Below are 21,827 nucleotides of genomic sequence, written 5' to 3'. Positions count from 1 at the left end.
CATACGGGTTGGCGGTCACGAATTCTTCTCCTCACCTCGGGGCGCCGCATCCGCGGCAAGGTCCTCCACCCGCAGGCCGGTCACCGGGCAGGCCATGCAGTCAGCGTTCGTGAAGGTTGACATGTCGATGACGGGCGCGGCGATCTCGACGTCGATCCCCAACACGTCCGACAACGAGTTGAGCCAGCGATCCCCCAGGCCCTTCTCAGAGGCCATCCTGGCTCGCGCCGACGGGATGTGCGCCATGGACGCAGCAAGCCGACGCAAAGAAGCTGCCACCTCGTCGACCGGCACCGATCCCTCTTCGGGCAGGCGCTCAAGCTCGGCGGTGACGAGATCTGAGATGACGTCGCGCAGGGCGACGACGGCCGGAGCCATCCGACGACGCTCGAGGTCGATGGCAAGGTGCCGGACCCCGGCAGCGACGATGTGCTCGGCGGCGGCACGTTCGGCCTCGGCAGAGGCGGGAACGGCATGACGAATGGTCTCCAGGTCGATGACCTCAACCCCAGCGGGCACCGGATCCTCGACATCACCGCTGACGGCCAGATCAAGGACCAGCAGGTCTCGTCCGGCGCGAGCATCCACTGCGCGTCGGGCGGCCTGTGCGGAGAGGGCGGGCACGCCCGATCCACGGCAGGTGACGACGAGGTCAGCCTGTGCCAACGCGGCGTCCAGATCGACGGCCTCGGCCACACGGTGACGGCGTGCGAAGCCGGCGGCACGTCCGGAAGCGGAATGAACCTGAATGTCGGTCACCCCGCGGGAGTTCAGCTGGGCGCACGACGCGCCGGCGTAGGAACCAGTTCCCATGACGAGAACACGAACCCCGTCGAGGTCCATCCGCTGGGAAACGAGGTCCAGTCCGACGGCCACCACGGTGCGCCCTTCGGCAGCCAGTGCCGTCTCAGTGGCGACATGGCGGGAGGTCTTGAGCGCCTCCTCAACGACGTGGCCGATGATGTACGAAACCGTCTGTTCCTTGCGCGCCTCATTCAAAGCACGCTTCATCTGTCCGGCGACCTCGCGCTCACCGACGACCATCGACTCCAGGCCAGCAGCCACCCGGAACACACGCCAGACGGCGTCGTTCTCACAGAAGATCTGGGCCGAGTCAGCCAACACCGTCGCCCCCTGGTCGGCGAGACAGGCGCGCAGCGCGGTCTCGCCGAATCCTTGAGCGGCAGAGTCGGGAGAAGTCTCCACGATCAGGCACACTCGGTTGCACGTTGACAACACGAGAGCGCCACGGATCTGGGGATGGTCAGTCAGCGCCAGGCCGAGCCCATCGACCTGCGCGGCAGCCTCGGAAACGACGCCGAGTCCTTGCTCGGCATGATCCACGGTCAAGACACACAATCCCACGAGATGCTATTGAACCATGTGGTTCCGACGGTCCCCAGTAGCCGCGAGCCTTTCGCCGCAGTCGACAACTGCCCCATGAACGGCCTCTCGACGAAGTGAGGCACAATCGAGGTGATGACTGAAACCACCACTTCCACAGCCGACTCACCGCTTCTGCAGGCCATGACCGGGCATCGCCCTGCCGTCACCCCGGTTTGGTTCATGCGTCAGGCGGGCCGTTCGCTCCCGGAGTACCGCAAGGCCCGCGAGGGCACGACGATGCTCGACTCCTGCCTCAACCCTCAGCTGGCAGCTGAGATCACCTGCCAGCCGGTGCGACGTCACCATGTCGATGGGGCCGTCCTCTACTCCGACATCATGGTGCCGTTGGCCATGGCCGAGATCGGGGTGCGGATCGAGCCGGGAGTCGGACCAGTTCTCGACGAGCCTGTTCGCACCGAGGACGACGTCGACCGGATCACCCAGCGCGAGCCCGGCGATGCCTCTGCCATCGAAGAGGCTGCCCGCCTGGTGACGGAAGAACTCGGTGACACCACGCCACTGATTGGTTTCGCCGGCGCCCCGTTCACGATTGCCGCCTACCTGGTGCAGGGCGGGCCCTCTCGTGACCACCTGGCCGCCCGCGCGATGATGCACTCGGATCCGCAAGCCTGGGCCAGGCTCATGGAGTGGGTGGCCGACCTGGACGCCGCATTCCTGGCCGCCCAGTTGCGCGGTGGAGCTCGTGCCGTCCAGCTCTTCGACTCCTGGGCCGGGTCGCTGAGCGCCGTCGACTACCGCGCCAGCGTTGCCCCTTTCTCCCAGCGTGCTCTCGCCGAGCTCGACCCGAACACCCCTGTGGTGCACTTCGGCGTCAATGCCAGCCATCTGCTCTCCGAGCTGGCCCAGGTGGCCGCGACGGCGTCCCGCTACCCGGTCCTCGGCGTCGACCACCGCATCAGCCTCGACGAGGCCTGCGCCACCCTCATGGTCTCCGGGATGGACATGCCGGTCCAGGGCAACATCGACCCGGCCCTGCTCCTCGCCGGTTGGGAACCGCTAGAGAGCGCCACCCGCGAAGTCGTCGCGGCTGGACGTCAGGCCCCCGGCCACGTCGTCAATCTGGGCCATGGTGTGCCCGCCGACACCGACCCCGATGTGCTGACGCGACTGGTGAAGCTGGTGCACTCACTGTGAACCACAATTCCGAGGACGTGACGATGAACACCCCTGATCCGCACACCGTGGACGCCGTCGTCATCGGCGGTGGCATGGCCGGGCTCGTTGCGGCCTGGCAGCTCGCCCAGGAAGGGCTGCACCCCGTGCTGGTGGAGTCCCGCGGGTACACCGGAGGCCTGGTGGCCGGGTCCACGTTGGCAGGGATCAGCTATGACATCGGCGCCGAGGGGTGGGCCATTCGTCTTCCCGACACCGCCGAGCTGGCCGAGGAACTGGGGGTGACCGTCGAGAAGCCGAGGACCGCCCCGTCCTGGGTGTACTTCGACGACGCCTGCTTCGCGATGCCCGGCAATGCCATCCTGGGCATTCCTGCCGATCTGTCGGACCCGGCGGTCGTCATTGCGCTGGGAGCCCAGGAGGCCGCCCGCGCCGCCGCACTCGACCGCGCCCCGATGCCCGACGAACTCCCACGGGATCTGGGAACCCTGGTGGAGTCACGGATGGGACCGGAGGTGCTGAGGCGACTCGTCACCCCGATCGCCGGTGGTATCCATGCCGCCGATCCGCACCTGCTCTCGGCCGACGTCGTCTCCCCCGGTCTGCGGGCTGCCGCCCAGTCCACCGGGTCCTTGGCTGCCGGCGTGGCCCTGTGCCGTTCCCGGCTGCCGGAGGGGCCGGCCGTCGCATCAGTGGCCGGCGGCATGTTCACCATGCCGGCCGAGTTGCGTCGTCAGGCCGAGGAGGCCGGTGCAAGGATCATGACCCGGGTGGGGGCTCGAAAGTTGACCCGCCATGGTGACCAGTGGCTCGTCGAGACCGCCGGCACCTCGCGCAACCCGAATCCGTCCCTGCCTCCTGTCCCTGACGGCGAGGTGCGCACCTTCCTGACCCCGCGGGTCGTCGTCGCCTGCTCTGCCGGTCCTGCCACCGACCTGCTGAGCAGTGTCATCGACGTCTCCGGACCCGAGATGGTTCCCGGTGCGCCCATTGGCCACGTCAATCTGGCCCTGCAGGCTCCGGAGCTGGACGACAGCCCGCGTGGAAACGGCATGCTGGTGGCTCCCGGGACGACGAGCGTCAAGGCGAAGGCCCTGACGCACATGTCTGCCAAGTGGCCGAGCCTGGGGCAGTCCTGCCCCGACGGACTGCACTTGCTACGGGTCTCCTACGGGCGATCCGGGGAGACGGATGTCGCGCTCAGCGTCGAGCGGGCGCTGGAGGATGCCTCGATCCTGCTCGGTGTGGAATTGTCGTCCAATCAGGTGGTGGACTCCCAGATCATCCACTGGACGGGGGCGCTGGCCCCGACGACTCCGGAGACCAGGGCGTGGCGTGACGGTCTGCACCGCCAGCTCGAGGAGTTGAACCAGTCCGGACGAGGCCGCATCGGTCTGGTCGGGGCATGGGCGTCGGGTTCCGGCATCGCAGCTCTGGTGCCTCAAGCCCGCCACACGGCCCGTCAACTGGTCTGAGAGCAAGGGAACAGGCGTCGGAACCGAGTGCCACAATGGAGGACATGTCTTCAATCCGTCTGGGAACCCGTGCCAGCACCCTGGCAACCACTCAATCCGAGATGGTCGCAGAGCTGCTGAGATCACAGGGGCTCGACGTCGATCTGGCGACGATCACCACCCACGGTGACACCTCGACGGCCTCCCTGGCGTCGATGGGTGGCATCGGGGTGTTCGCCTCGGCGATCCGCACTGCCCTGCTGGAGGGCTCAGCCGACATCGCCGTCCACTCCTTCAAGGACCTGCCGACCGGACGCCCGCTCGGACTGGCGATTGGTGCCGTCCCTGTTCGCGAGGATCCGCGCGACGCCCTGGTGGCTCATGACGGTCTCACCCTCGGTGAGTTGCCGCAGCGGGCCAGCGTCGGAACCGGTTCGCCGCGGCGAGTGGCCCAGCTGTTGGCGGTGCGACCGGACCTGACGATCGTCGACATCCGCGGCAACGTCGATACCCGTCTGGGCCGGGTCAAGGGTCTGGGTCACTACGCCAAGGACAGCGGCAAGGAGGACCTCGACGCCGTCGTGCTGGCTGCCTCAGGGCTTGCTCGTCTGGGTCACAGTGACGTCATCACCGAGCTTCTCGACCCGTCGGTCGTGCTGCCGGCTCCGGCCCAGGGAGCCCTGGCCGTCGAGTGTCGGACCGCCGATGTGCATCACGGCAAGCTCGCCAAGGCCCTCGCCAGAATCGACGACCACGGCACGCGACTGTCGGCCACCGCCGAGCGAGCCGTGCTGTCCCATCTGGGGGCCGGGTGCGCCGCCCCGATCGGCGCGTTGGCCCATCTCACGCCGACCCCCGGGAGGTCCCCAGACGTGTTGACCCTGGACGTCGTTGTGGCTGCGGTCAACGGGTCGCGCACCATTCGGGAACAGGTGAGCGTCGAATTGCCTGAGGAGGTCGAGCCGGCACTGGCCGCGGCGCATACCCTGGGAGTGACGGCCGCCGAGGAGCTGCTGGACGACGGCGCCGCCGATGTCGCAGACCTCAAGGCCTCAGGAAGCACTCGATGACCACGAACCCTGCTGATCTCATCAAACCCCCAGTCGTCGTCCCCCGTGACGACTCCCACGACAAATTCGTGACGACCTTGAAGCAGGCCGGTTACGGGGTCATCCACAAGGCGCTGACCCGGACCGTCGAGCTCCCGGACGCCGATAGGCTCTCCGAGGCCGACCTGTGGCAGGCCGACTGGCTGGTCGTCACCTCGAAGACCACCGTCGGGCTGCTGCCCGATCCAGTGCCGAACCCTGACATCAAGGTGGCAGCCGTGGGCGCAGCTACTGCGAGGGCCCTGGAGAAGCGCAGTACTGGCGTCGACTTCGTGCCGGAGGACCACAGCGGAGCCGGTCTGGTCGCCGAATGGCCGGGTGGTGCCACGAACGTCCTACTCCCGGTCTCGAAACTGGCCGCCGACACCGTCCCCGAAGGACTGACGAGGGCCGGTTGCACCGTCAACCGGCTCGAGGTGTACACCACCGCTGCCGTTGAGGAACTGCCCCAGGTGATCGCCCAGTCCTGGCCGTCGGTCGGGTTCGTCGTCGTCACTGCATCCTCGGTGGGACGTGCCCTGATCGACCTCGTCGAACCGTTGGGATGGCGCCGTCAGAAGCTCATCGCGCTGGGCAAGCCCACCGCAAAGACACTCGAGGACCTCGGCCACCCGGCAGACGCGGTGGCCTCCTCCCCCACCCCGGAGGCCGTCCTCGAGGCGGTCGAGTCCCTGGTCGCCTGATCGACGACCTGTTTAAGAAGGAAGATGATCATGAACCTGTACCTGCCTGATTCCAGCGATCCCCGCATGGCCGGCGTCAAGCCGCTGCCCGAGGGCCTTCGCCCGGTTTCCCGCCCGCGTCGGCTGCGTACCACCCCTGCGATGCGACGCATGGTCGCGGAGACTCGGGTCGCCCCGGCCCAGCTCATGCTGCCGGTCTTCGTCAAGGAGGGCATCGACTCCCCTGTCGAGATCACAAGTCTACCTGGCCAATACCAGCACTCCATCGAGTCCATCAAGGAACTCGCCACCAAGGCCGCCGAGGCCGGCATCGGCGGTATCGACCTGTTCGGTATTCCCGAGCACAAGGACGAGATCGGTTCCCAGGCCTGGGACCCCAACGGAATCCTCAATGCCGGTATCTCTGCGGTGCGCGAGGCTGTTGGTGACGACCTCGTCATCTGTGCCGACACCTGTCTGGATGAGTTCACCGATCATGGCCATTGTGGTGCGCTGACTCCTGACGGCCGCGTCGACAACGACTCCACCCTGCCGCTCTACGCCGCGATGGCGGTGTCCCAGGCCCGCGCCGGAGCGCACATGGTGTCCCCGTCGGGAATGATGGACGGCCAGATCGCCGTCATCCGCGACGCCCTGGACCGCGAGGAGTTCACCGACGTGTCGATCATGGCCTACTCGGCCAAGTACGCATCTGCCTTCTTCGGGCCCTTCCGCGACGCCGTGGACTGCTCCCTCCAGGGTGACCGCAAGTCCTACCAGCAGGACCCGTCGAACCGTCGTGAAGGCATGCGCGAGACCCTGCTCGACCTGGCCGAGGGTGCCGATCTCGTCATGGTCAAACCCGCCTCTCACTACCTGGACGTGCTGGCCGACGTCGCCGAAGTCTCCCAGGTGCCGGTGGCCGCCTACCAGGTGTCCGGCGAGTACGCGATGCTCGAGGCCGCTGCCGCCAACGGTTGGATCGACCGTCGCCGCTGCATCAACGAATCCCTGACATCGATCGTGCGCGCGGGTGCCGATCTCGTCCTGACCTACTGGGCCATCGAGGCCGCACAAATGTTCCGCGAGGCCTTCTGATCCTTGGTGATCAAGCCCGCCACAAGCCCAAACACCGGAAGGAAGAAATGACCTCCAACGCCGAACTGTTCTCCGCCGCCCAGGCCGTCATTCCCGGCGGGGTGGATTCCCCGGTGCGGGCTTACGGATCGGTGGGCGGGGTTCCCCGCTTCATCGAGAGGGCCCAGGGCCCGTGGATCTGGGACGCCGAAGGCACCCGATACGTGGACCTGGTGTGCACCTGGGGTCCGGCCCTGTTGGGGCATGCCCGTCCCGAGGTCGTCTCTGCCGTCCAGGACGCCGCGTCGAAGGGACTGTCCTTTGGCGCGCCAACCCGTACCGAGACCGAACTGGCCGATGCGATCATCGAGCGGATGGCCCCGGTGGAGAAGGTGCGCTTCGTCTCGACAGGTACTGAAGCGACGATGACTGCGGTTCGACTGGCCCGTGGTGCCACCGGCCGCGACGTCATCATCAAGTTCGCCGGCAACTACCACGGTCACTCCGACGCCCTGCTCGCCGCAGCGGGTTCGGGGGTGGCGACGGCCGGTCTGCCCGGTTCGGCGGGTGTTCCGGCCGCCTCGACTGCCGACACCATCGTGGTGAGCTACAACGACGTCAAAGCCCTTGAGGACGTGTTCTCCGAGCGTGGCGACCAGATCGCTGCGGTGATCGTCGAGTCCTGCCCGGCCAACATGGGCGTCGTCCCGCCCGAGCCCGGCTTCAATGCGACGATCCGTCGCCTCACCAAGGAGCACGGCGCCCTCATGATCGTCGACGAGGTGCTCACCGGATTCCGGTGCAGCGCGTCGGGATTCTGGGGTTTGCAGCAGCAGTCCGGCGAGAACTTCGCCCCCGACATCTTCACCTTCGGCAAGGTTGTCGGCGGCGGGATGCCGCTGGCTGCCTTGGGCGGGCGCGCCGAGATCATGGACCTGCTGGCGCCGACCGGCCCCGTCTACCAGGCCGGGACCCTGTCAGGTAACCCGCTGGCCACCGTCGCCGGCGTCAAGACCCTGCAACTGGCTGACGCCGGGGTGTACCAGCGTCTCGATGCGCGCTCCGAGCAGTGGCGAGGCGAGCTGGCTGCTGCCCTCGACGCGGCTGGCGTCTCCTACCGTCTGCAGACCGCCGGGAACCTCTTCAGCGTGTTCCTCGGGGTCGAGGAACCGGTACGCGACTACGAGGATTCCAAGTCCCAGAACGCCGATGCCTACACCGCCTTCTTCCACGCCATGTTGAACGCCGGGGTCAACCTGCCGCCGTCCTGCTTCGAGGCTTGGTTCCTCTCCGACGCCCATGACGACGAGGCCTTCGAGGTTTTTTGCAAGGCCCTGCCGAAGGCTGCCGAGGCCGCAGCCAAGGTCATCGGCTGAGATCGGCTGATCCGTGCCTGAAACCGGGCTGACTCCGCGGGCCGTCGAGACGGTCTGCGACTGGTTCGACGTGCAGGGACGGGACCTGCCGTGGCGTCGACCGGAGACCTCGCCGTGGGGAGTGCTCGTCAGCGAGGTGATGAGCCAGCAAACACCTGTGTCGCGAGTCATTGGTCCGTGGCATGAGTGGATGAATCGTTGGCCGACTCCGGACGATCTGGCCGAGGAGGAGTCCGGTGCCGCCGTCGCCGCGTGGGGACGTTTGGGGTACCCCCGTCGCGCGCTCCGTCTGCACGCCTGCGCGGTTGCCATCGCCACCGAGCACGGCGGGGTCGTGCCCAGCACCTACGACGAGCTCATCGCCCTGCCGGGTATCGGCGACTACACGGCTGCCGCGGTGGTGTCTTTCGCCTTCAGAGGGCGCGCAACCGTGCTGGACACCAACGTGCGTCGCGTCATTGCACGCGCGGAGTCCGGAATCGCGAACTGTCCGACCTCGGTGACGAAGGCCGAACGGGTCGTCGCCGACGCACTGGTTCCCGAGGAGGACGGCACAGCCGCGAAGTGGGCAGTGGCCTCCATGGAGCTGGGAGCGCTGGTGTGCACGGCTCGTTCACCACAGTGCGAGGTCTGCCCGATCAATGCCCGATGCCGGTGGGTGGCTGACGGCAAGCCCGACAACGCCCCGGCCCGTCGCGGACAGCCGTGGAAGGGGACGGACCGTCAGTGTCGCGGGGTGATCATGGACGTCGTCCGCAACAGTCCGCACGGCGTCAGGGTTGATGTGGCCCTGTCAGCCTGGCCGGAATCTGACCAGGCGTCACGTTGCCTGACATCTTTGCTTGACGACGGTCTGGTGCACCGCAGCGGGGAGTTGGTGACGCTGTGAATACGATCGCGAGAAGTGCTGCCGCCGCCCAGGCCATTGCCGAACACATCGACGCCGCATCGGGGCGGGCGGTCGTGCTCATTGACGGCGGGTCGGGTTCGGGGAAGACGACCCTTGGCGAGCGCGTCACGAGGCTCTGCCCGCAGGCCCAGATCGTCCATGGCGACGACCTCTACCCCGGCTGGACCGGGTTGTCAGCGGCGTGGGATTTGAGCGAACTCATCGTCAAGAATCGCTATCAACAGTGGGACTGGTACCAGCATCGCTTTGCCGAAGAGATCATCCTCGACGCTCGTAGTCCCCTTGTCATTGAGGGGTGTGGGGTTCTCACCCCGGCGAACGCCAAGCACGCCTCGATGACGGTGTGGTGTTCCTGCCCCTACAAAACCCGACGCGACCGCGCCCTAGGTCGTGACGAATTCTTCGTCGACTCGTGGGCGATGTGGGCCGTCCAGGAGAGGCTGCATCAAGTCCGTCACCACCCCGAGCAGCTCGCTGACGTCGTGGTGGATCTGACAGCCGTCGCCCAGTGACTCACCCCACCCCGCAGCGCTCCACCAGGGCTGTGTTAGGGTTCCAGCAACATTTCATGGATCTCAGGCTTGTGACTTTCGGCAATACCTGATCCACCGGCGGGCACGAGTGTGTCCACGCCGGTATCTCACATTGCCGGAGGTATTCATGAATCCAGTGGTGCAGGCCCTGGAAAAGGGGCTCGTCGTCTCCTGCCAGGCGTTACCTGGCGAACCCATGTATTGCGAGGACGGTGGCGTCATGCCTCTGTTCGCAAGGGCAGCTGCTCAGTCGGGAGCCGTCGGTATTCGCGCCAATTCGGTCCGCGACATCAAGGAGATCCGGGCAGCCGTCCCATTGCCGGTGATCGGCCTGCTAAAGAGGGAATACGACGGTTACGAGCCCTACATCACCCCGACCCTTGACGACGTCGAGGCGGTCCTGTCCGCCGGAGCCGACATCCTCGCCTTCGACGCCACCGACCGCGTCCATCCAAATGATGTCTCCACGCCCGACCTCATCGCTCAGATTCGCAAGGCCCATCCCACCGCCGTCCTGATGGCCGACATCTCCACCTATGACGAAGCAGTCATGGCCGCGAAGTGCGGAGTCGACCTGGTCGGAACCACCCTCTCCGGTTACACCGCCGCCTCTGCGAACTCACCCGCGCCCAACCTCGAGCTGGTGCGTCGTCTCGCTGCGGACCTGTCCATCCCCGTCATCGCGGAGGGCAACATCTCAACCCCTGACCTGGCGGTCGACGCCCTCAACTGCGGAGCCCACGCTGTCGTCGTCGGCGGCGCGATCACCCGTCCCGCCCAAATCTGTGCCCGCTTCGTCGACGCGATCCGTGCCCGCGTCGCCCACACACCCACGGAGAACTGACATGTTCAAGACCCTGCAGAAGATCGGCAAGGCCTTCATGCTGCCGATCGCCATCCTCCCAGCGGCAGGTCTGTTGCTGGGTATTGGTGGTGCGTTGTCCAACCCCACCACCGTCAAGAGTTACCCCGCTCTCGGCAATCCGATCCTCCAAGACATCTTCCAGGTGATGAGCGCTGCTGGAAGTGTCATCTTCGAGAACCTCGCTCTGCTGCTGTCGATCGGCTTGTGTATCGGCTTGGCGAAACGAGACAAGGGAACCGCAGCCCTCGCCGGTATCACCGGCTTCCTCGTCATGACAGCCACCACCAAGGCGCTCGTCTCCCTCTCGAGCAACCCCGACCGGACGATTGACACCGGCGTCATCGGTTCACTCGTCATCGGTGCCGTCGCCGTGTGGCTCCACAACCGTTACCACAACATTGAGCTGCCAGCCTTCCTCGGCTTCTTCGGCGGCTCGCGCTTCGTCCCGATCGTCACAGCCTTCGCCGGAATCATCATTGGCGCATTTTTCTTCCTGGTATGGCCGCCGGTCCAGGCCGGAATGATGTCGGCCGGCACCGCGATCGCCGGATGGGGAGTCATCGGAACCTTCTTCTACGGCTTCCTGATGCGTCTGGCAGGCGCCGTTGGTCTGCACCACATGATTTACCCGATGTTCTGGTACACCCCTCTGGGTGGTTCTGAGGTCGTCGCCGGGCAGACTGCCGTTGGCGCGCAGAAGATCTTCTTCGCTCAGCTTGCTGACCCGAACCACGTCGGGCTGTTCACCCATTCGACCAAGTACTTCGCAGGTCGCTTCGCGACCATGATGTTCGGTCTGCCGGGCGCGTGTCTGGCGATGTGGCAGTGCGTGCCGAAGGGACGTCGCGCCAAGTACACCGGCCTGTTCGCCTCGGTGGCCTTCACCTCCTTCCTGACGGGAATAACCGAGCCGATCGAGTACATGTTCCTCTTCGTGGCTCCCCTGCTCTACGTGTTCCACTCCGTCCTGGATGGCATCTCCTTCCTCGTCGCCGACCTCATGAACATCCGCATCGGCAACACCTTCTCCGGTGGCGCAATCGACTACCTGCTGTTCGGCGTCCTGCAGGGCGAGTCCAAGACACACTGGTTGTACGTCCTGCCGATCGGAGCCATCTGGTTCGCCATCTACTACTTCTCGTTCATGTTCTTCATCAAGAAGTTCAAGATCGCGACCCCGGGACACCTCGAGGACACCATGGCGGCCGCGGCACCGACCGGCGGCAAGTCGACCGACGATCCCGCCGAGAAGTCCGAGAGACGAAATGACGGTATTGAGGAGGGGGCGACGCAGGTCATCGCCGCCCTGGGTGGCCCTGAGAACATCGAGGATGTCGATGCATGCATCACACGCCTGCGCGTCTCGGTGAAGGCGGCTGATCAGGTCGACAAGGCTAAGCTCAAGAATTTGGGAGCGACCGAGGTCTTCGAGGTCGGCGGAGGCGTCCAAGCTGTCTATGGTGCGAAGGCCATCCTTTACAAGAACGCCATCAACGCCCAGCTCGGAATCGACGACTGAAAGGCATCAACATGTCCCTCTTCCACAAGCGCCACAAGGACGAAACCCTGAAGGTCGCAGTGCCCGTCTCGGGAACCATTCTGGACATCACGGACGTTCCAGACCCAGTCTTCGCCGGCCAGCACATGGGCCCCGGGTTCGCGGTTGACCCGACCTCGGGAGAGTTCACCTCTCCCATCGACGGCGAGGTCACGCTGGTGGCCCCGACTCTGCACGCCGTCGGTCTCAAAGCCGACAATGGCGCCGAGGTCCTCGTCCACATCGGCATCGACACCGTCGAGCTCAAGGGTGAGGGGTTCACCGCCCATGTCAAGGAAGGTGATGCCGTCACCGCTGGCACCCCGCTCCTGACCGTCGACCTTGACGCCGTCAAGCCGCGGGTGCCGTCAATGGTCTCTCCGGTGGTCATCACGAATGGGTCCGACTTCACCGTCTCCGAGCGCAGCGACGATCCGGCGGCGGTGCTGACCATCACCACAGGATGACGCAGTGCCTCCCCTGGAACACTCCCTGACCGAGCTCGGTCCCGAGCAGGTCGTCGTCAAGAAGGTTTACAACAACAATGTTCTTCTCGGCGTCGACCGCTCCGGCACGGAGATGGTCGTCAACGCCCGCGGTATCGGCTTCGGTCGGCACCGCGGGGAGGTCGTCGACGCCTCGTCGGCCCAGCGATACCTGGCGGAGGGCACCTACCGAACGGCTGCGATCGCCTCACTCCTATCCAACGCCACTCACACCCAGGTGCGGGTGGCGCAGGCGATCGTCGAGCTGGCTCAGGAGGAACTGGGGATCCCGAACGCCCAACGCATGATGCTGCCGGTGCTCGATCACCTCGTCGCGGCAGTACACCGAGCAGAGCAGGGAAGCGTCATCGACTTTCCCCTGACTTGGGAGGTTCAGCAGTTGTACCCCGACGAGGCGCGCCTGGGTCACCGGGCCGTCGAGATCGTCGACGGTGCTCTCGGCATCCATCTGCAACCCGAGGAATGGGCGGCGTTCGCGCTGCACTTCATCAACCACCAGTGGGATGGCAAGAGTGTGTCGCGCACCGTGACGATGACTCAAGCGATCTCCGAGGTCTTCACCGAACTCGAGAATCTCTGGCAGGTCCAGATTGACCGGTCCTCCATGAGCGCATCACGGTTCGTCACGCATCTTCGTTACCTATTCGCGCGAGCCGCAGACAACAAGCAGCTCTCCCACATCGACCTGGACATCATGGGTCTCATGTCGGATCGCTACCCGGAGGCCACCTCGGCGGCTCTTACGGTGGCCGAGCACATCTCGACGGCGATCGGCGACGACCTGACGAAAGCCGAGGTCAACTACATCGCACTGCACACCACACGCCTTTACGGCGAGGTGACGGTTGTGGATGGTTGACCTCTGGCCAGTGTCGTTGTGGATCTGGCGGAATGGCGGTGGCGGCCTCTCTTGCGAGAGGCCGCCACCGGCACCACGAGGACGGGATCAGAATCCCGACAGGTCCTTGAACTTGACCTTTGCGACGTCGTCGGTGTCGCACAAGGCCTTGAACTTCCACTTTCCGTTGGCGTCGATACTCTCCGTCGAATCCGTGCAGGTTCCGACGTTGGCCCCCGAGTCGTCATAGGCGTTGAAGGTAATCATCACGGCGACCTTCACAGGCTTGTCTGAATTGTTCGTAACTGTGCCCTTCACCATTGGGGAGAAGTCATCAGTCGTGAACTTGTAGCCCTTCTCCAGGACGAGACGTTCGGTCGGCTTCGCATCCTCGGCCTTCTTCTCGTCCGCCTTCTTCGCTGCCTTGTCGGTCGACTTGGCTTCACTGGACGCGGCGGTATCCGTCTTGGCATCGGAACCGTCGTCACCGCCGCCCATCGCGCCAAAGGCGAGCAAGAGAGCGACGATGACGAGCAGCCAGAACCACACGCGCTTGTAGATCGGCTTCTTCGGCTTGGGCTGTGGGGCCTGCGGTGGCTGGGGTTGAGACTGGTTCGGCCAATTGGTGTCGGTCACGATCACTCCTGAGGTGTTTTCGATTGATGCATCAAGTCCACCGCCGCAGGCCCCGTCCCCACATCACCCGGACGGCCAGGACCGCCTCTGTCGATCGGCCCCATCGCCTCTCCCGAACGGCGGTGCCACGAGTAGAGCCCAACTCCGTAACATAGCTGCCGTGTTCAAATTCCAGAAGGTCGGCCGCGACAGCCGTCCAGCGGTATGGCGGACCATTCTTCTGGCCCTGATCAGTGCCTTTGGTGGCCTGATCTGCATCGTGTTCTCACCGGCAGGGTTTCGGGCTGGGACTCCGGCGGGAACCGACATTGACGCCGCAGTGGTCATCGTTGCGCTGATCCTGGACATCGCCCTGGCAACGGCCTTGGTCTGGCGTCACCGCATCCCCTTCGGATTGACGATCGCTGCTGCGCTCGGCGCCGTGATCCTGCCCATTGGGACGGTACCTGCTCTCATTGCCCTGGCAGCCCTGCTCGGCCGACGGCGTGGTCCCGCGACATGGTGGTGCACCGCTCTGGTCGCTGTGACAACCGTCATCGACGTCATTGTTGACGGTCGAGCCCAACCCATCGGGGCGTCAGTGACGGCGTCGATATTTCAGGCGAACAACTCACTGGAGGCCCGCAACACAACTTCTATCCTGACGGCCCTTCTTGGTGCAGCGACGTTTCTCATCATCGGGATAGGTGCTGGGCTCATCCGCCGTTCGCGTCGTGAAGTCATCGTCACGGGCCGGGACTTGTCTGCAGCTCACCAACGCGTGGCCCGGCTCGATGATGAGGTTTCACGCCGTCAAGAGCGGGAAAAGATTGCCCAAGAAGTTCACGACTCACTGGGGCATTCGCTGTCCCTCATCTCACTGCAGGCCGCATCTTTGGAGACCAAGCTTGACGGCACTGACCACGTGGAGAGCGCCAAGACGCTGCGCGAATCGGCGGGCAAGGCGATGTCTGAGCTGAGGTCCTTGCTCTCCTTGCTCTCCGAGCCCATGACGCCGGCGCCGGATCTTCCGTTGTCAAAACTCGCCGAGGTCGTCGAGGACACTTTTGGCGCCGGTCAGCCGATCACGGCATCAATTTACGTTTCCGAGGGAGACTCTGCTGATCCTGCCCTCTCTCGGGCTGTGTACCGGACCGTCCAGGAGCTGCTGACAAACACCGCCAACCACGCGCCAGGAACAACTGCCGCTCTCAAGGTGCACGCTTCACCGGCCGACGGAGTCCGCATCGAATGCTCGAACCCGATCGTAGAAGGCGGGCGCGGCGAAGGCTCTGGACGTGGACTCTCTGGCATCAGTGAACGGGTCAAGTTGCTCGACGGCACCGTGTGTCGAACTGAGGAAAACGGGATGTTTTCAGTCACCGTTACGATCCCGTGGCGCAACGCTTCTTGACCCTGCGACGCCTGACGTGGGAGTTCCTGCAATACCATGCATTGAGTGGTTACCGTTCTCCTCGCCGATGACGATCCGTTGGCACGCAGTGCTGTGTCGACAATCGTCGGCCATGACGACGCCATCACGATCCTGGGGCAAGCGGGAGACGGCCGGGACGCCATCCGCATGGCACGTGAATTACGACCAGATGTCGTCCTCATGGATCTGCGTATGCCCGGAATGGACGGCGTGACGGCCACGGCAACACTCCGCGCCGATCCGCAGCCTCCTCAGATTGTTGTCCTGACGACCTGGGATGTCGACAATGCCGTCATGTCGTCGATCAATGCCGGAGCCTCAGGATTCCTTCTCAAGTCCGCCTCTCCACAGGAGATCACCACGGCCATCAAGGCTGCTGCCGCGGGAGACGCTGTGCTGTCAGCGCGCAGCACCAAGCAACTTCTCGACACCGTGCGCACCGATCCGTCCCGTCGCCGGCGTCGTGCGGCCGCCAAACAGCTCTCCCAACTGACCGACCGGGAGCGCGACATCGCCATTGAAGCGGCCCGAGGGTTGTCGAACGCTGAGATCGGCGAACGCCTCTATCTGGCTGCAGGCACCGTCAAGTCCCACTTGGCAAACATCCAAGCCAAACTTGACATGTCGAACAGGGTCCAAATAGCCGTCCTCGTAGAGCGAGCCGGCCTACTCGATTAGCTCAAAACACGTAGTACTTCAGCAGTACCAGGATGACGAGCACACCCAGAAGCATTGCCATCCTCGGCCACGTCTGCGGGGACTTACCGGCCTGAATGCGCTTGGGGTCCTCGAAGAAGATGACTCCGCACGCCAGCCCGACGACGAATCCGCCCAGGTGGGCCTGCCATGCGATCCCGGAGATGAACAACAGCAGTGCCGCGTTGATGGCCAGCACGATCCACAGGTCTCGGGTCGACGCCCCGAGCCTGCGCTGCACGATGAGCAGCACTCCGAACAGGCCGAAAATCGCGCCGGATGCGCCGACGACGCCGTCATTCATGTTCGGCAGGAACCTCCCGTCACCATGTGGGGAGGCCATCAGGCAGAACAACACTCCCCCGCCCAGACCGGACATCAGGTAGGCGGCGAGAAACCGGGCTCGTCCCAGGAAGGGCTCCAGCGACCGCCCCAAGGCCCACAGGGCGTACATGTTGAAGCCGATGTGGAGGATGCTCAGCGCGTGCCCGAACATCGATGTGACGAATCGCCAGGGCTCGTGGAACCCCTGGATGGGCGCCAGGACGACGGCGTCGCGGATCTGAGGGCTGACCCACTCCCCGGCCCACACCAGGAAACAGACGCCGATGAGGGTCCACGTCACCACCGGGAGGTCACTGCGTCGTTTCACGCGGGCAACAGGCCTGGGAGCTGCCTGCTGGTACGACGCCGAGGGCGCCTCCCACGAGGGATCGACCTCCGCCGAGCGATACGGCTCGGACTCCGGTCTCGACGTCCTTTCTGCCTGCCCGGAATCTGGCTGCGAAGGTGCCCAGGAGGACTCGTCATGTTTCGGCTCGTCCGCCCATGAACCCCACTCGTCTGGGCGGGAAAAATTGTCGGGACGTTGGTTGTTATGGCTCATCGGCGTCCTGCAAGTGCTGAGGTGATTGACTCGGTGATGGAGGTGTCGCGGAACTCGAATCCGTGATCAAGGAGTTTGGCGGGCTTGACCCTCTGCCCGGAGCACAGCGCCTCATCGACGAGCTGGGACCCGACGATCATCTTCGCCGCCGGGGTCGGGAAAGGCAGCACTGACGGCCGGTGCATCGCCTTGGCCAGGGTTTTCGTGAACTCGGCATTGGTGCATGGATTCGGTCCGACGAGGTTGACCGGTCCACTGATGGAATCGTCAGTGAGGATCCGCACCATGGCCGACACATGGTCATGAAGGCTGATCCACGACATGTACTGGCTGCCGTCACCGATCTTGCCGCCCAAGCCGAGCCGGAAGAGTGGGCGCTCCTTGCCGAGGATGCCGCCGAACGAGCTCATGACGTGACCGGTACGCAGGGTTGCCCCTCGCACTCCCTCGGGAGCGGCGCACGCGGCTGCTTCCCACCGCTGGCAGACCTCGGCCAGGAACCCTTCGCCAGCGGGGTCATTCTCGTCGAGCCATTCATCGCCACGAGGGCCGTAATAGCCAACGGCCGATCCGTTGATGAAAATCCGGCAGCGTGGCGAGGATGCCAGGGCTCGCACGATGAGACGAGTGGAGTCGATGCGTGAGGCCAAGATGCGGGTCTTGCGTTCATCGGTCCAGCGTCCCCCGGCGATGGGAGCTCCAGCCAGATTCACCACAGCGTCGACGTCGTCGAGGAATGGCGGGGCGATGGACAAGGTGTCGAGGTCCCACCTGCGGTCGGAGGGTTGGATGGGTTCGTGACGAGTCAGTGTGACGACGTCGTGGCCTTCCTTGCGCAGCCGCTGAACCAGCGCTGTGCCGATGAGACCGGCAAACCCTCCGATGGCAATCTTCATGTGGTCATCCTACGGGGCGGGCGAAAGGCACCCCGGCGACGTCCACCTGCCTCACACAGGATTGTCGTCAGGAATTGTGCTGAGATGAACGCTGGAAGTTCGCGAAGAAGGCACAGACGATGACGCAGATCATGCCGGCGATGATGGTGATGAACATCGACTCGCCGAGCCCTCGCCCCAGGTCATGGCGGGCCATGATTCGGGCGTCCATCATCATGGCAATGAGGGCCGAGCCAAGGGCCGAACCGACCTGACGAGTCGTATTGAAGACTCCTGAACCGGCTCCGGCGTCAGCCTGACCGAGATCGTCAGTGCCCACCAGCGAGATCGGGCTCCACATCATGGCCGAACCGATACCGGCGACGACCGACAGCAGCAGGAAGACCCACACCCCAGTTGACGGCACCATGAACAGCCACCATCCAATCGAGGCAATCACGTAGAGAGCCACGCCGATGGTGGCCATTCGCCCCGACGAGCGGCGCTGGAGCACCCGTCCAACCACCGGAGACAGCGCACCGGAGAAGACGGCGGTGGGGATGAGCAGCAGGGCGGCGATCGTCGGGGACTTGCCACGCACGTTCTGCAGGTACACAGTGGTCGGCATGAAGTAGGCAGTCACGAGCATGCCGACCAGGAAGATCGCGATATTGGCGAGGGTGAAGTTGCGCTTGGTGAACAGACGCAGCGGAACCAGTGGTTCGAAGTCGCTGGCGTGAGCATGCAGATGGGCCTGCGCCCATTCGGTCTGGGAGACCACGAAGAGCACCATGAAAACCACGCCGAGGATGACGAGCAAGGGTACGGAAATGATGCCGGTAATCGTCCCCCAGTTGTACTGCTCACCCTCCTGAATACCGAAGACGAGCAGGGTCATGCCGATACCCGACAGGATGACGCCCAACCAGTCGAAGGCGTGACCATGAGTCTCCAGGGCGGGGACGTTCCGGATGGCCAGCCACAGCCCGATGATGGTGACCGGGACGTTGACGAAGAAGATCCACTCCCATCCCAGGGTGTCGACGAGAATGCCGCCGAGGACCGGGCCGACGAAGCTGGCCACACCTGCCGTGGCTCCCCACAGGCCCATGGCGGCGCCGCGCTTTTCCGGTGGGAAGAGTCGGGTGATCATCGACAGGGACTGCGGGGTCATGAGGGCAGCACCGATTCCCTGAACCGCACGAGCGGCGATGAGAGCCTCGATCGTCGGGGAGAGACCACAAGCCAGCGAGGAAACTCCGAAGACGAGCATGCCAATGAGGTACATGCGACGCGGGCCCCACCGGTCGCCCATACGTCCGGTGATCAGCAGCGGGACGGCGTAGGTGAGCAGATAGACACTGGTGATCCACACGCCGTGGTTGAGATTGGCGTTGAGGGCGCGGATGGTCGCTGGCAGTGCGGTCGTGACGATAGACGTGTCAACGAGGATCATGAAGAAGCCCACGAGGAGGGCCCACAGAGCGCTCCATGCCTGCTTCTCGGTGACGACATTTCCATCCCGGTCCCGGGCAAGGCGATCGACGTCCACGACTGGCGATTGCTCGGACGACAAGAGGTCTCCTAGGGGGCGAAGAGGTTAGGGCAAGGGCCGATGATACCCCGGCGGATTACCCCGGGAACGTGTCATCGCCACGGCTGCGATGACATCCGAAACCTCACGACGACCCCGGCTCGAGCCTGGGCAAGACGGTCTGCGTCGTCGGGGTCGACAACCCCGATGACTGGGTACCCACCGGTCGTCGGATGATCCGGGCCGAAGACCAGGGGCACACCCGAGGTGGGCACCTGGATCGCTCCTCGCACCACCGGCTCACTCGTCAACTCCCCCGTCACTGCTCGCTCCAGGGACGGCCCTTCCAGCCGCGTCCCGACGCGGTCGCTCGCCTCTCCGACCCGCCATGTCGTCTCCTCGAGCGCGCGTCGGCCAGCGTCAGTGAACCAGTCGTCGCGCGGGCCCCATACGCCGTGGAGGATGAGTTCTTGTGGCGCGGGACCGACGTTGACAGGCTTCGTAGTGATGACGCCGGCTGGCCCATCCCCAACGGTGACGACGTCTCCCGTCTTGAGCGGGGCTGGTCCCATCCCTCGGGTCGGGTCGGCCGAGACGCTGGCGAAGGTCGGCGTCGCACTGATGCCTCCGGTGACGGACAGATAACTCCGTAATCCCGTTTCCGGCGCACCGACCGTCAGCGTCTGACCATCGGCGACGAGGAATCCACGGCCATTGGGACGTGGTGATCCATCCAGATCAATCTCGACGTCTGCCCCTGTCGCAGCAACAAGAACAGGCTCTCCGATGCACGTCAGACGCACTGGACCGAGCAGAACTTCCAGGCACCCGAGACCGGCTGCGTTACCGACGAGACGAGCTCCCTCCCGATAGGCGCGACGATCCCACGCCCCGCAGCCACTGATCCCCAGATCGGCCCATCCTCGACGTCCAGCATCCTCGACGAGGGTTCTGGGCCCGGCCATCTCCACGACGAAGTGAGTCATGAGGTCACCGCCTCGAACTTGATGACGGCACCCGGCAACAGCAGGGCCGGCGGGTCAGCGTTCTCGTCCCACAGCGTCATCTCCGTCGTCCCGATGATCTGCCAACCGCCCGGTGACGCTTGCGGATAAGCCCCGGTGAATCCGTCGGCCAGGGCGATACTGCCCGGTGGGATCCGGGTTCGGGGGCTGGAGCGACGTGGAATCCGGTAGGGCCAGTCCACCCCGGACATATACCCGAACCCAGGCATGAATCCCGCGAACTCCACCGTCCACAGCTGGTCGCTGTGGTGCTTCACCAGCTCGTCGGTCGTCATGTCGAGCAGATCTGCCACGTCCGACATATCGAGTCCGTCGTAACGCACGGGCACTGGGAGGGGCTCCCGCGATCCCTCCTCGACAGCGTCCAATCCCCCGGCGAGCAGGTCTTGGACATGGGCGACGGCTCCCGGCAACAGGTCAGCGGACTCCACCTGGACGAGCACCGTCGTCTGGGCCGGTACGAGATCCACCGTCCCTTCAGCCGGGTGGTCGCTCAGGGCGCGATGCAGACGCCGCCGCTGACCGGCGTCGTCCAGTTCGACGAGAACCGCCGTCCGCCCGGCCGGCAGCAGTCTCATGCGACAGCCCGCAGCTCGACACCGGCAGCAGCAAGACAATCGCGCACCGCCGTGGCCATCGCGACAGCCCCCGGGGTGTCACCGTGGACGCACACCGAATCGGCCTGGATACTCACCTCGGTGCCATCGATGGCGGTCACCGCTCCCTGGGTCACGAGCTTGACGACCCGCTCGGCGACCTCGTCGGGGTCGTGCAACACCGATCCCTCCTGGCTACGCGACACCAGGGTGCCGTCCGGGTTGTAGGCGCGATCAGCAAAGGCCTCACGCAGGGTTCGCACCCCCTGCTGCTCGGCAAGGTCGAGGACGAGGGCGCCGGGCAGACCGAGGATGGCCACGTCAGAATCCGTGGCGGAATTGACGGCGACGATCGCCTCGACGACAGCTCTGGCCTGCGCCTCGTGGTGGACGATCGTGTTGTACAAGGCGCCATGAGGCTTGACGTAGCGCACCGACGCGCCGTGAACCGCGGCAACCCCGCGCAGCGCCGACAACTGGTAGATGACCTCGTCCCGCAACCGTCCGGGGTCGACGTCGATGAAATTGCGACCGAACCCGGCGAGGTCCCGGTAGGCGACATGGGCTCCCACGCACACCCCGTGTTCTGCGGCGGCCTCACAAGTCCGCCCCATGACGACGGCGTCGCCGGCATGGAACCCGCAGGCCACGTTTGCCGAGGTGACGATTCCCAGCAGAGACTCGTCGTCACCCATCTTCCACGACCCGAAGGACTCCCCCATGTCTGCATTGAGATCAACAGTTGTCATGACCCAAGATTGCCGCAATCTGCCTGGCC

22 protein-coding genes are annotated in these 21,827 nt (G+C 64.9%); 14 read left to right on the top strand and 8 right to left on the bottom strand.

Annotated features, from left to right (window positions below; translation table 11 throughout):
- Positions 1–15: 15 nt before the first annotated feature.
- Positions 16–1,350 (bottom strand): glutamyl-tRNA reductase, encoded by a 1,335-nt coding sequence (locus tag ACP8ML_RS01655; protein WP_065674288.1) that lies wholly within the window; start codon positions 1,348–1,350, stop codon positions 16–18.
- A gap of 129 nt (positions 1,351–1,479) precedes the next feature.
- On the opposite strand from ACP8ML_RS01655, the gene hemE reads away from it, so the two are divergent.
- The 12 genes from hemE (at position 1,480) to ACP8ML_RS01595 (ending at position 13,408) form a co-directional block, all read left to right on the top strand.
- The gene (hemE, locus tag ACP8ML_RS01650) at positions 1,480–2,541 is read left to right on the top strand and encodes a uroporphyrinogen decarboxylase (protein ID WP_065674252.1); all 1,062 of its coding nucleotides are present in this window, start codon (positions 1,480–1,482) and stop codon (positions 2,539–2,541) included.
- A gap of 23 nt (positions 2,542–2,564) precedes the next feature.
- On the top strand, positions 2,565–3,995 hold the full coding sequence (locus ACP8ML_RS01645; protein WP_270236800.1) for a protoporphyrinogen/coproporphyrinogen oxidase: 1,431 nt from the start codon (positions 2,565–2,567) through the stop codon (positions 3,993–3,995).
- A gap of 44 nt (positions 3,996–4,039) precedes the next feature.
- The gene (hemC, locus tag ACP8ML_RS01640; RefSeq protein ID WP_486703004.1) at positions 4,040–5,044 is read left to right on the top strand and encodes a hydroxymethylbilane synthase; all 1,005 of its coding nucleotides are present in this window, start codon (positions 4,040–4,042) and stop codon (positions 5,042–5,044) included.
- On the top strand, positions 5,041–5,766 hold the full coding sequence (locus tag ACP8ML_RS01635) for a uroporphyrinogen-III synthase (RefSeq protein ID WP_486703003.1): 726 nt from the start codon (positions 5,041–5,043) through the stop codon (positions 5,764–5,766). The genes hemC and ACP8ML_RS01635 overlap by 4 nt, the downstream gene beginning before the upstream one ends.
- Before the next feature lie 30 nt (positions 5,767–5,796).
- The gene (gene hemB / locus ACP8ML_RS01630) at positions 5,797–6,843 is read left to right on the top strand and encodes a porphobilinogen synthase (protein WP_284950735.1); all 1,047 of its coding nucleotides are present in this window, start codon (positions 5,797–5,799) and stop codon (positions 6,841–6,843) included.
- Between the two features lie 47 nt (positions 6,844–6,890).
- Positions 6,891–8,198: a glutamate-1-semialdehyde 2,1-aminomutase gene (gene hemL / locus ACP8ML_RS01625; protein WP_221268719.1), complete on the top strand. Its 1,308-nt coding sequence runs from the start codon at positions 6,891–6,893 to the stop codon at positions 8,196–8,198.
- A 13-nt stretch (positions 8,199–8,211) separates the two neighbouring features.
- A complete protein-coding gene (locus ACP8ML_RS01620) occupies positions 8,212–9,087 on the top strand; it encodes an HhH-GPD family protein (protein ID WP_065674249.1) in 876 nt (291 codons plus the stop codon).
- A gap of 5 nt (positions 9,088–9,092) precedes the next feature.
- Entirely contained in the window at positions 9,093–9,620 is a 528-nt protein-coding gene (locus tag ACP8ML_RS01615; protein ID WP_249361263.1) for a nucleoside/nucleotide kinase family protein, read from the top strand.
- A gap of 148 nt (positions 9,621–9,768) precedes the next feature.
- The gene (locus tag ACP8ML_RS01610; protein WP_065674247.1) at positions 9,769–10,485 is read left to right on the top strand and encodes an N-acetylmannosamine-6-phosphate 2-epimerase; all 717 of its coding nucleotides are present in this window, start codon (positions 9,769–9,771) and stop codon (positions 10,483–10,485) included.
- Between the two features lies 1 nt (position 10,486).
- The gene (locus ACP8ML_RS01605) at positions 10,487–12,025 is read left to right on the top strand and encodes a PTS transporter subunit EIIC (protein ID WP_486703002.1); all 1,539 of its coding nucleotides are present in this window, start codon (positions 10,487–10,489) and stop codon (positions 12,023–12,025) included.
- Positions 12,026–12,036: 11 nt separating this feature from the next.
- Positions 12,037–12,510, top strand: a complete 474-nt coding sequence (locus ACP8ML_RS01600; protein ID WP_065674245.1) for a PTS sugar transporter subunit IIA — start codon at positions 12,037–12,039, stop codon at positions 12,508–12,510.
- Between the two features lie 4 nt (positions 12,511–12,514).
- Entirely contained in the window at positions 12,515–13,408 is an 894-nt protein-coding gene (locus tag ACP8ML_RS01595; protein WP_065674244.1) for a PRD domain-containing protein, read from the top strand.
- An 87-nt stretch (positions 13,409–13,495) separates the two neighbouring features.
- Here ACP8ML_RS01595 and ACP8ML_RS01590 read toward each other — a convergent pair whose 3' ends face one another.
- Positions 13,496–14,023, bottom strand: a complete 528-nt coding sequence (locus tag ACP8ML_RS01590) for an FxLYD domain-containing protein (protein ID WP_016666911.1) — start codon at positions 14,021–14,023, stop codon at positions 13,496–13,498.
- Positions 14,024–14,183: 160 nt separating this feature from the next.
- On the opposite strand from ACP8ML_RS01590, the gene ACP8ML_RS01585 reads away from it, so the two are divergent.
- Positions 14,184–15,416 carry a sensor histidine kinase gene (locus ACP8ML_RS01585; protein ID WP_065674243.1) on the top strand — a complete coding sequence of 411 codons (1,233 nt, stop codon included), beginning with the start codon at positions 14,184–14,186 and terminating at the stop codon, positions 15,414–15,416.
- A gap of 45 nt (positions 15,417–15,461) precedes the next feature.
- Positions 15,462–16,115: a response regulator gene (locus tag ACP8ML_RS01580; protein ID WP_284950692.1), complete on the top strand. Its 654-nt coding sequence runs from the start codon at positions 15,462–15,464 to the stop codon at positions 16,113–16,115.
- Position 16,116: 1 nt separating this feature from the next.
- Here ACP8ML_RS01580 and ACP8ML_RS01575 read toward each other — a convergent pair whose 3' ends face one another.
- The 6 genes from ACP8ML_RS01575 to ACP8ML_RS01550 form a co-directional block, all read right to left on the bottom strand.
- On the bottom strand, positions 16,117–17,019 hold the full coding sequence (locus tag ACP8ML_RS01575; protein WP_065674242.1) for a rhomboid family intramembrane serine protease: 903 nt from the start codon (positions 17,017–17,019) through the stop codon (positions 16,117–16,119).
- A complete protein-coding gene (locus ACP8ML_RS01570) occupies positions 17,016–17,915 on the bottom strand; it encodes a TIGR01777 family oxidoreductase (RefSeq protein ID WP_486703001.1) in 900 nt (299 codons plus the stop codon). Before ACP8ML_RS01570 ends, ACP8ML_RS01575 begins: the two co-directional genes overlap by 4 nt.
- A gap of 67 nt (positions 17,916–17,982) precedes the next feature.
- Complete coding sequence (locus ACP8ML_RS01565) at positions 17,983–19,470, bottom strand: DHA2 family efflux MFS transporter permease subunit (RefSeq protein WP_065674240.1); 1,488 nt, start codon at positions 19,468–19,470, stop codon at positions 17,983–17,985.
- A gap of 71 nt (positions 19,471–19,541) precedes the next feature.
- Positions 19,542–20,414 carry a 5-oxoprolinase subunit C family protein gene (locus tag ACP8ML_RS01560; protein WP_016666905.1) on the bottom strand — a complete coding sequence of 291 codons (873 nt, stop codon included), beginning with the start codon at positions 20,412–20,414 and terminating at the stop codon, positions 19,542–19,544.
- The gene (locus tag ACP8ML_RS01555) at positions 20,411–21,031 is read right to left on the bottom strand and encodes a 5-oxoprolinase subunit B family protein (RefSeq protein ID WP_252908273.1); all 621 of its coding nucleotides are present in this window, start codon (positions 21,029–21,031) and stop codon (positions 20,411–20,413) included. Before ACP8ML_RS01555 ends, ACP8ML_RS01560 begins: the two co-directional genes overlap by 4 nt.
- Positions 21,028–21,798, bottom strand: coding sequence for a LamB/YcsF family protein (locus ACP8ML_RS01550; protein ID WP_065674237.1), 771 nt, complete (start codon positions 21,796–21,798; stop codon positions 21,028–21,030). Before ACP8ML_RS01550 ends, ACP8ML_RS01555 begins: the two co-directional genes overlap by 4 nt.
- Between the last annotated feature and the right edge of the window lie 29 nt (positions 21,799–21,827).

The sequence above is a fragment of the Cutibacterium sp. LaCa_255 genome, assembly GCF_057458005.1.
The sequence above is the reverse complement of the archived record's forward strand: the minus strand, read 5'-3'. Positions and strand labels throughout refer to the sequence as shown.

Bases quoted from the DNA above. Each gene is read 5' to 3' on its own strand.
- hemE (WP_065674252.1), top strand. From the start codon at position 1,480: ATGACTGAAACCACCACTTCCACAGCCGACTCACCGCTTCTGCAGGCC.
- ACP8ML_RS01645 (WP_270236800.1), top strand. From the start codon at position 2,565: ATGAACACCCCTGATCCGCACACCGTGGACGCCGTCGTCATCGGCGGT.
- hemC (WP_486703004.1), top strand. From the start codon at position 4,040: ATGTCTTCAATCCGTCTGGGAACCCGTGCCAGCACCCTGGCAACCACT.
- ACP8ML_RS01635 (WP_486703003.1), top strand. From the start codon at position 5,041: ATGACCACGAACCCTGCTGATCTCATCAAACCCCCAGTCGTCGTCCCC.
- hemB (WP_284950735.1), top strand. From the start codon at position 5,797: ATGAACCTGTACCTGCCTGATTCCAGCGATCCCCGCATGGCCGGCGTC.
- hemL (WP_221268719.1), top strand. From the start codon at position 6,891: ATGACCTCCAACGCCGAACTGTTCTCCGCCGCCCAGGCCGTCATTCCC.
- ACP8ML_RS01610 (WP_065674247.1), top strand. From the start codon at position 9,769: ATGAATCCAGTGGTGCAGGCCCTGGAAAAGGGGCTCGTCGTCTCCTGC.
- ACP8ML_RS01605 (WP_486703002.1), top strand. From the start codon at position 10,487: ATGTTCAAGACCCTGCAGAAGATCGGCAAGGCCTTCATGCTGCCGATC.
- ACP8ML_RS01600 (WP_065674245.1), top strand. From the start codon at position 12,037: ATGTCCCTCTTCCACAAGCGCCACAAGGACGAAACCCTGAAGGTCGCA.
- ACP8ML_RS01575 (WP_065674242.1), bottom strand. From the start codon at position 17,019: ATGAGCCATAACAACCAACGTCCCGACAATTTTTCCCGCCCAGACGAG.
- ACP8ML_RS01570 (WP_486703001.1), bottom strand. From the start codon at position 17,915: ATGAAGATTGCCATCGGAGGGTTTGCCGGTCTCATCGGCACAGCGCTG.
- ACP8ML_RS01560 (WP_016666905.1), bottom strand. From the start codon at position 20,414: ATGACTCACTTCGTCGTGGAGATGGCCGGGCCCAGAACCCTCGTCGAG.
- ACP8ML_RS01555 (WP_252908273.1), bottom strand. From the start codon at position 21,031: ATGAGACTGCTGCCGGCCGGGCGGACGGCGGTTCTCGTCGAACTGGAC.
- ACP8ML_RS01550 (WP_065674237.1), bottom strand. From the start codon at position 21,798: ATGACAACTGTTGATCTCAATGCAGACATGGGGGAGTCCTTCGGGTCG.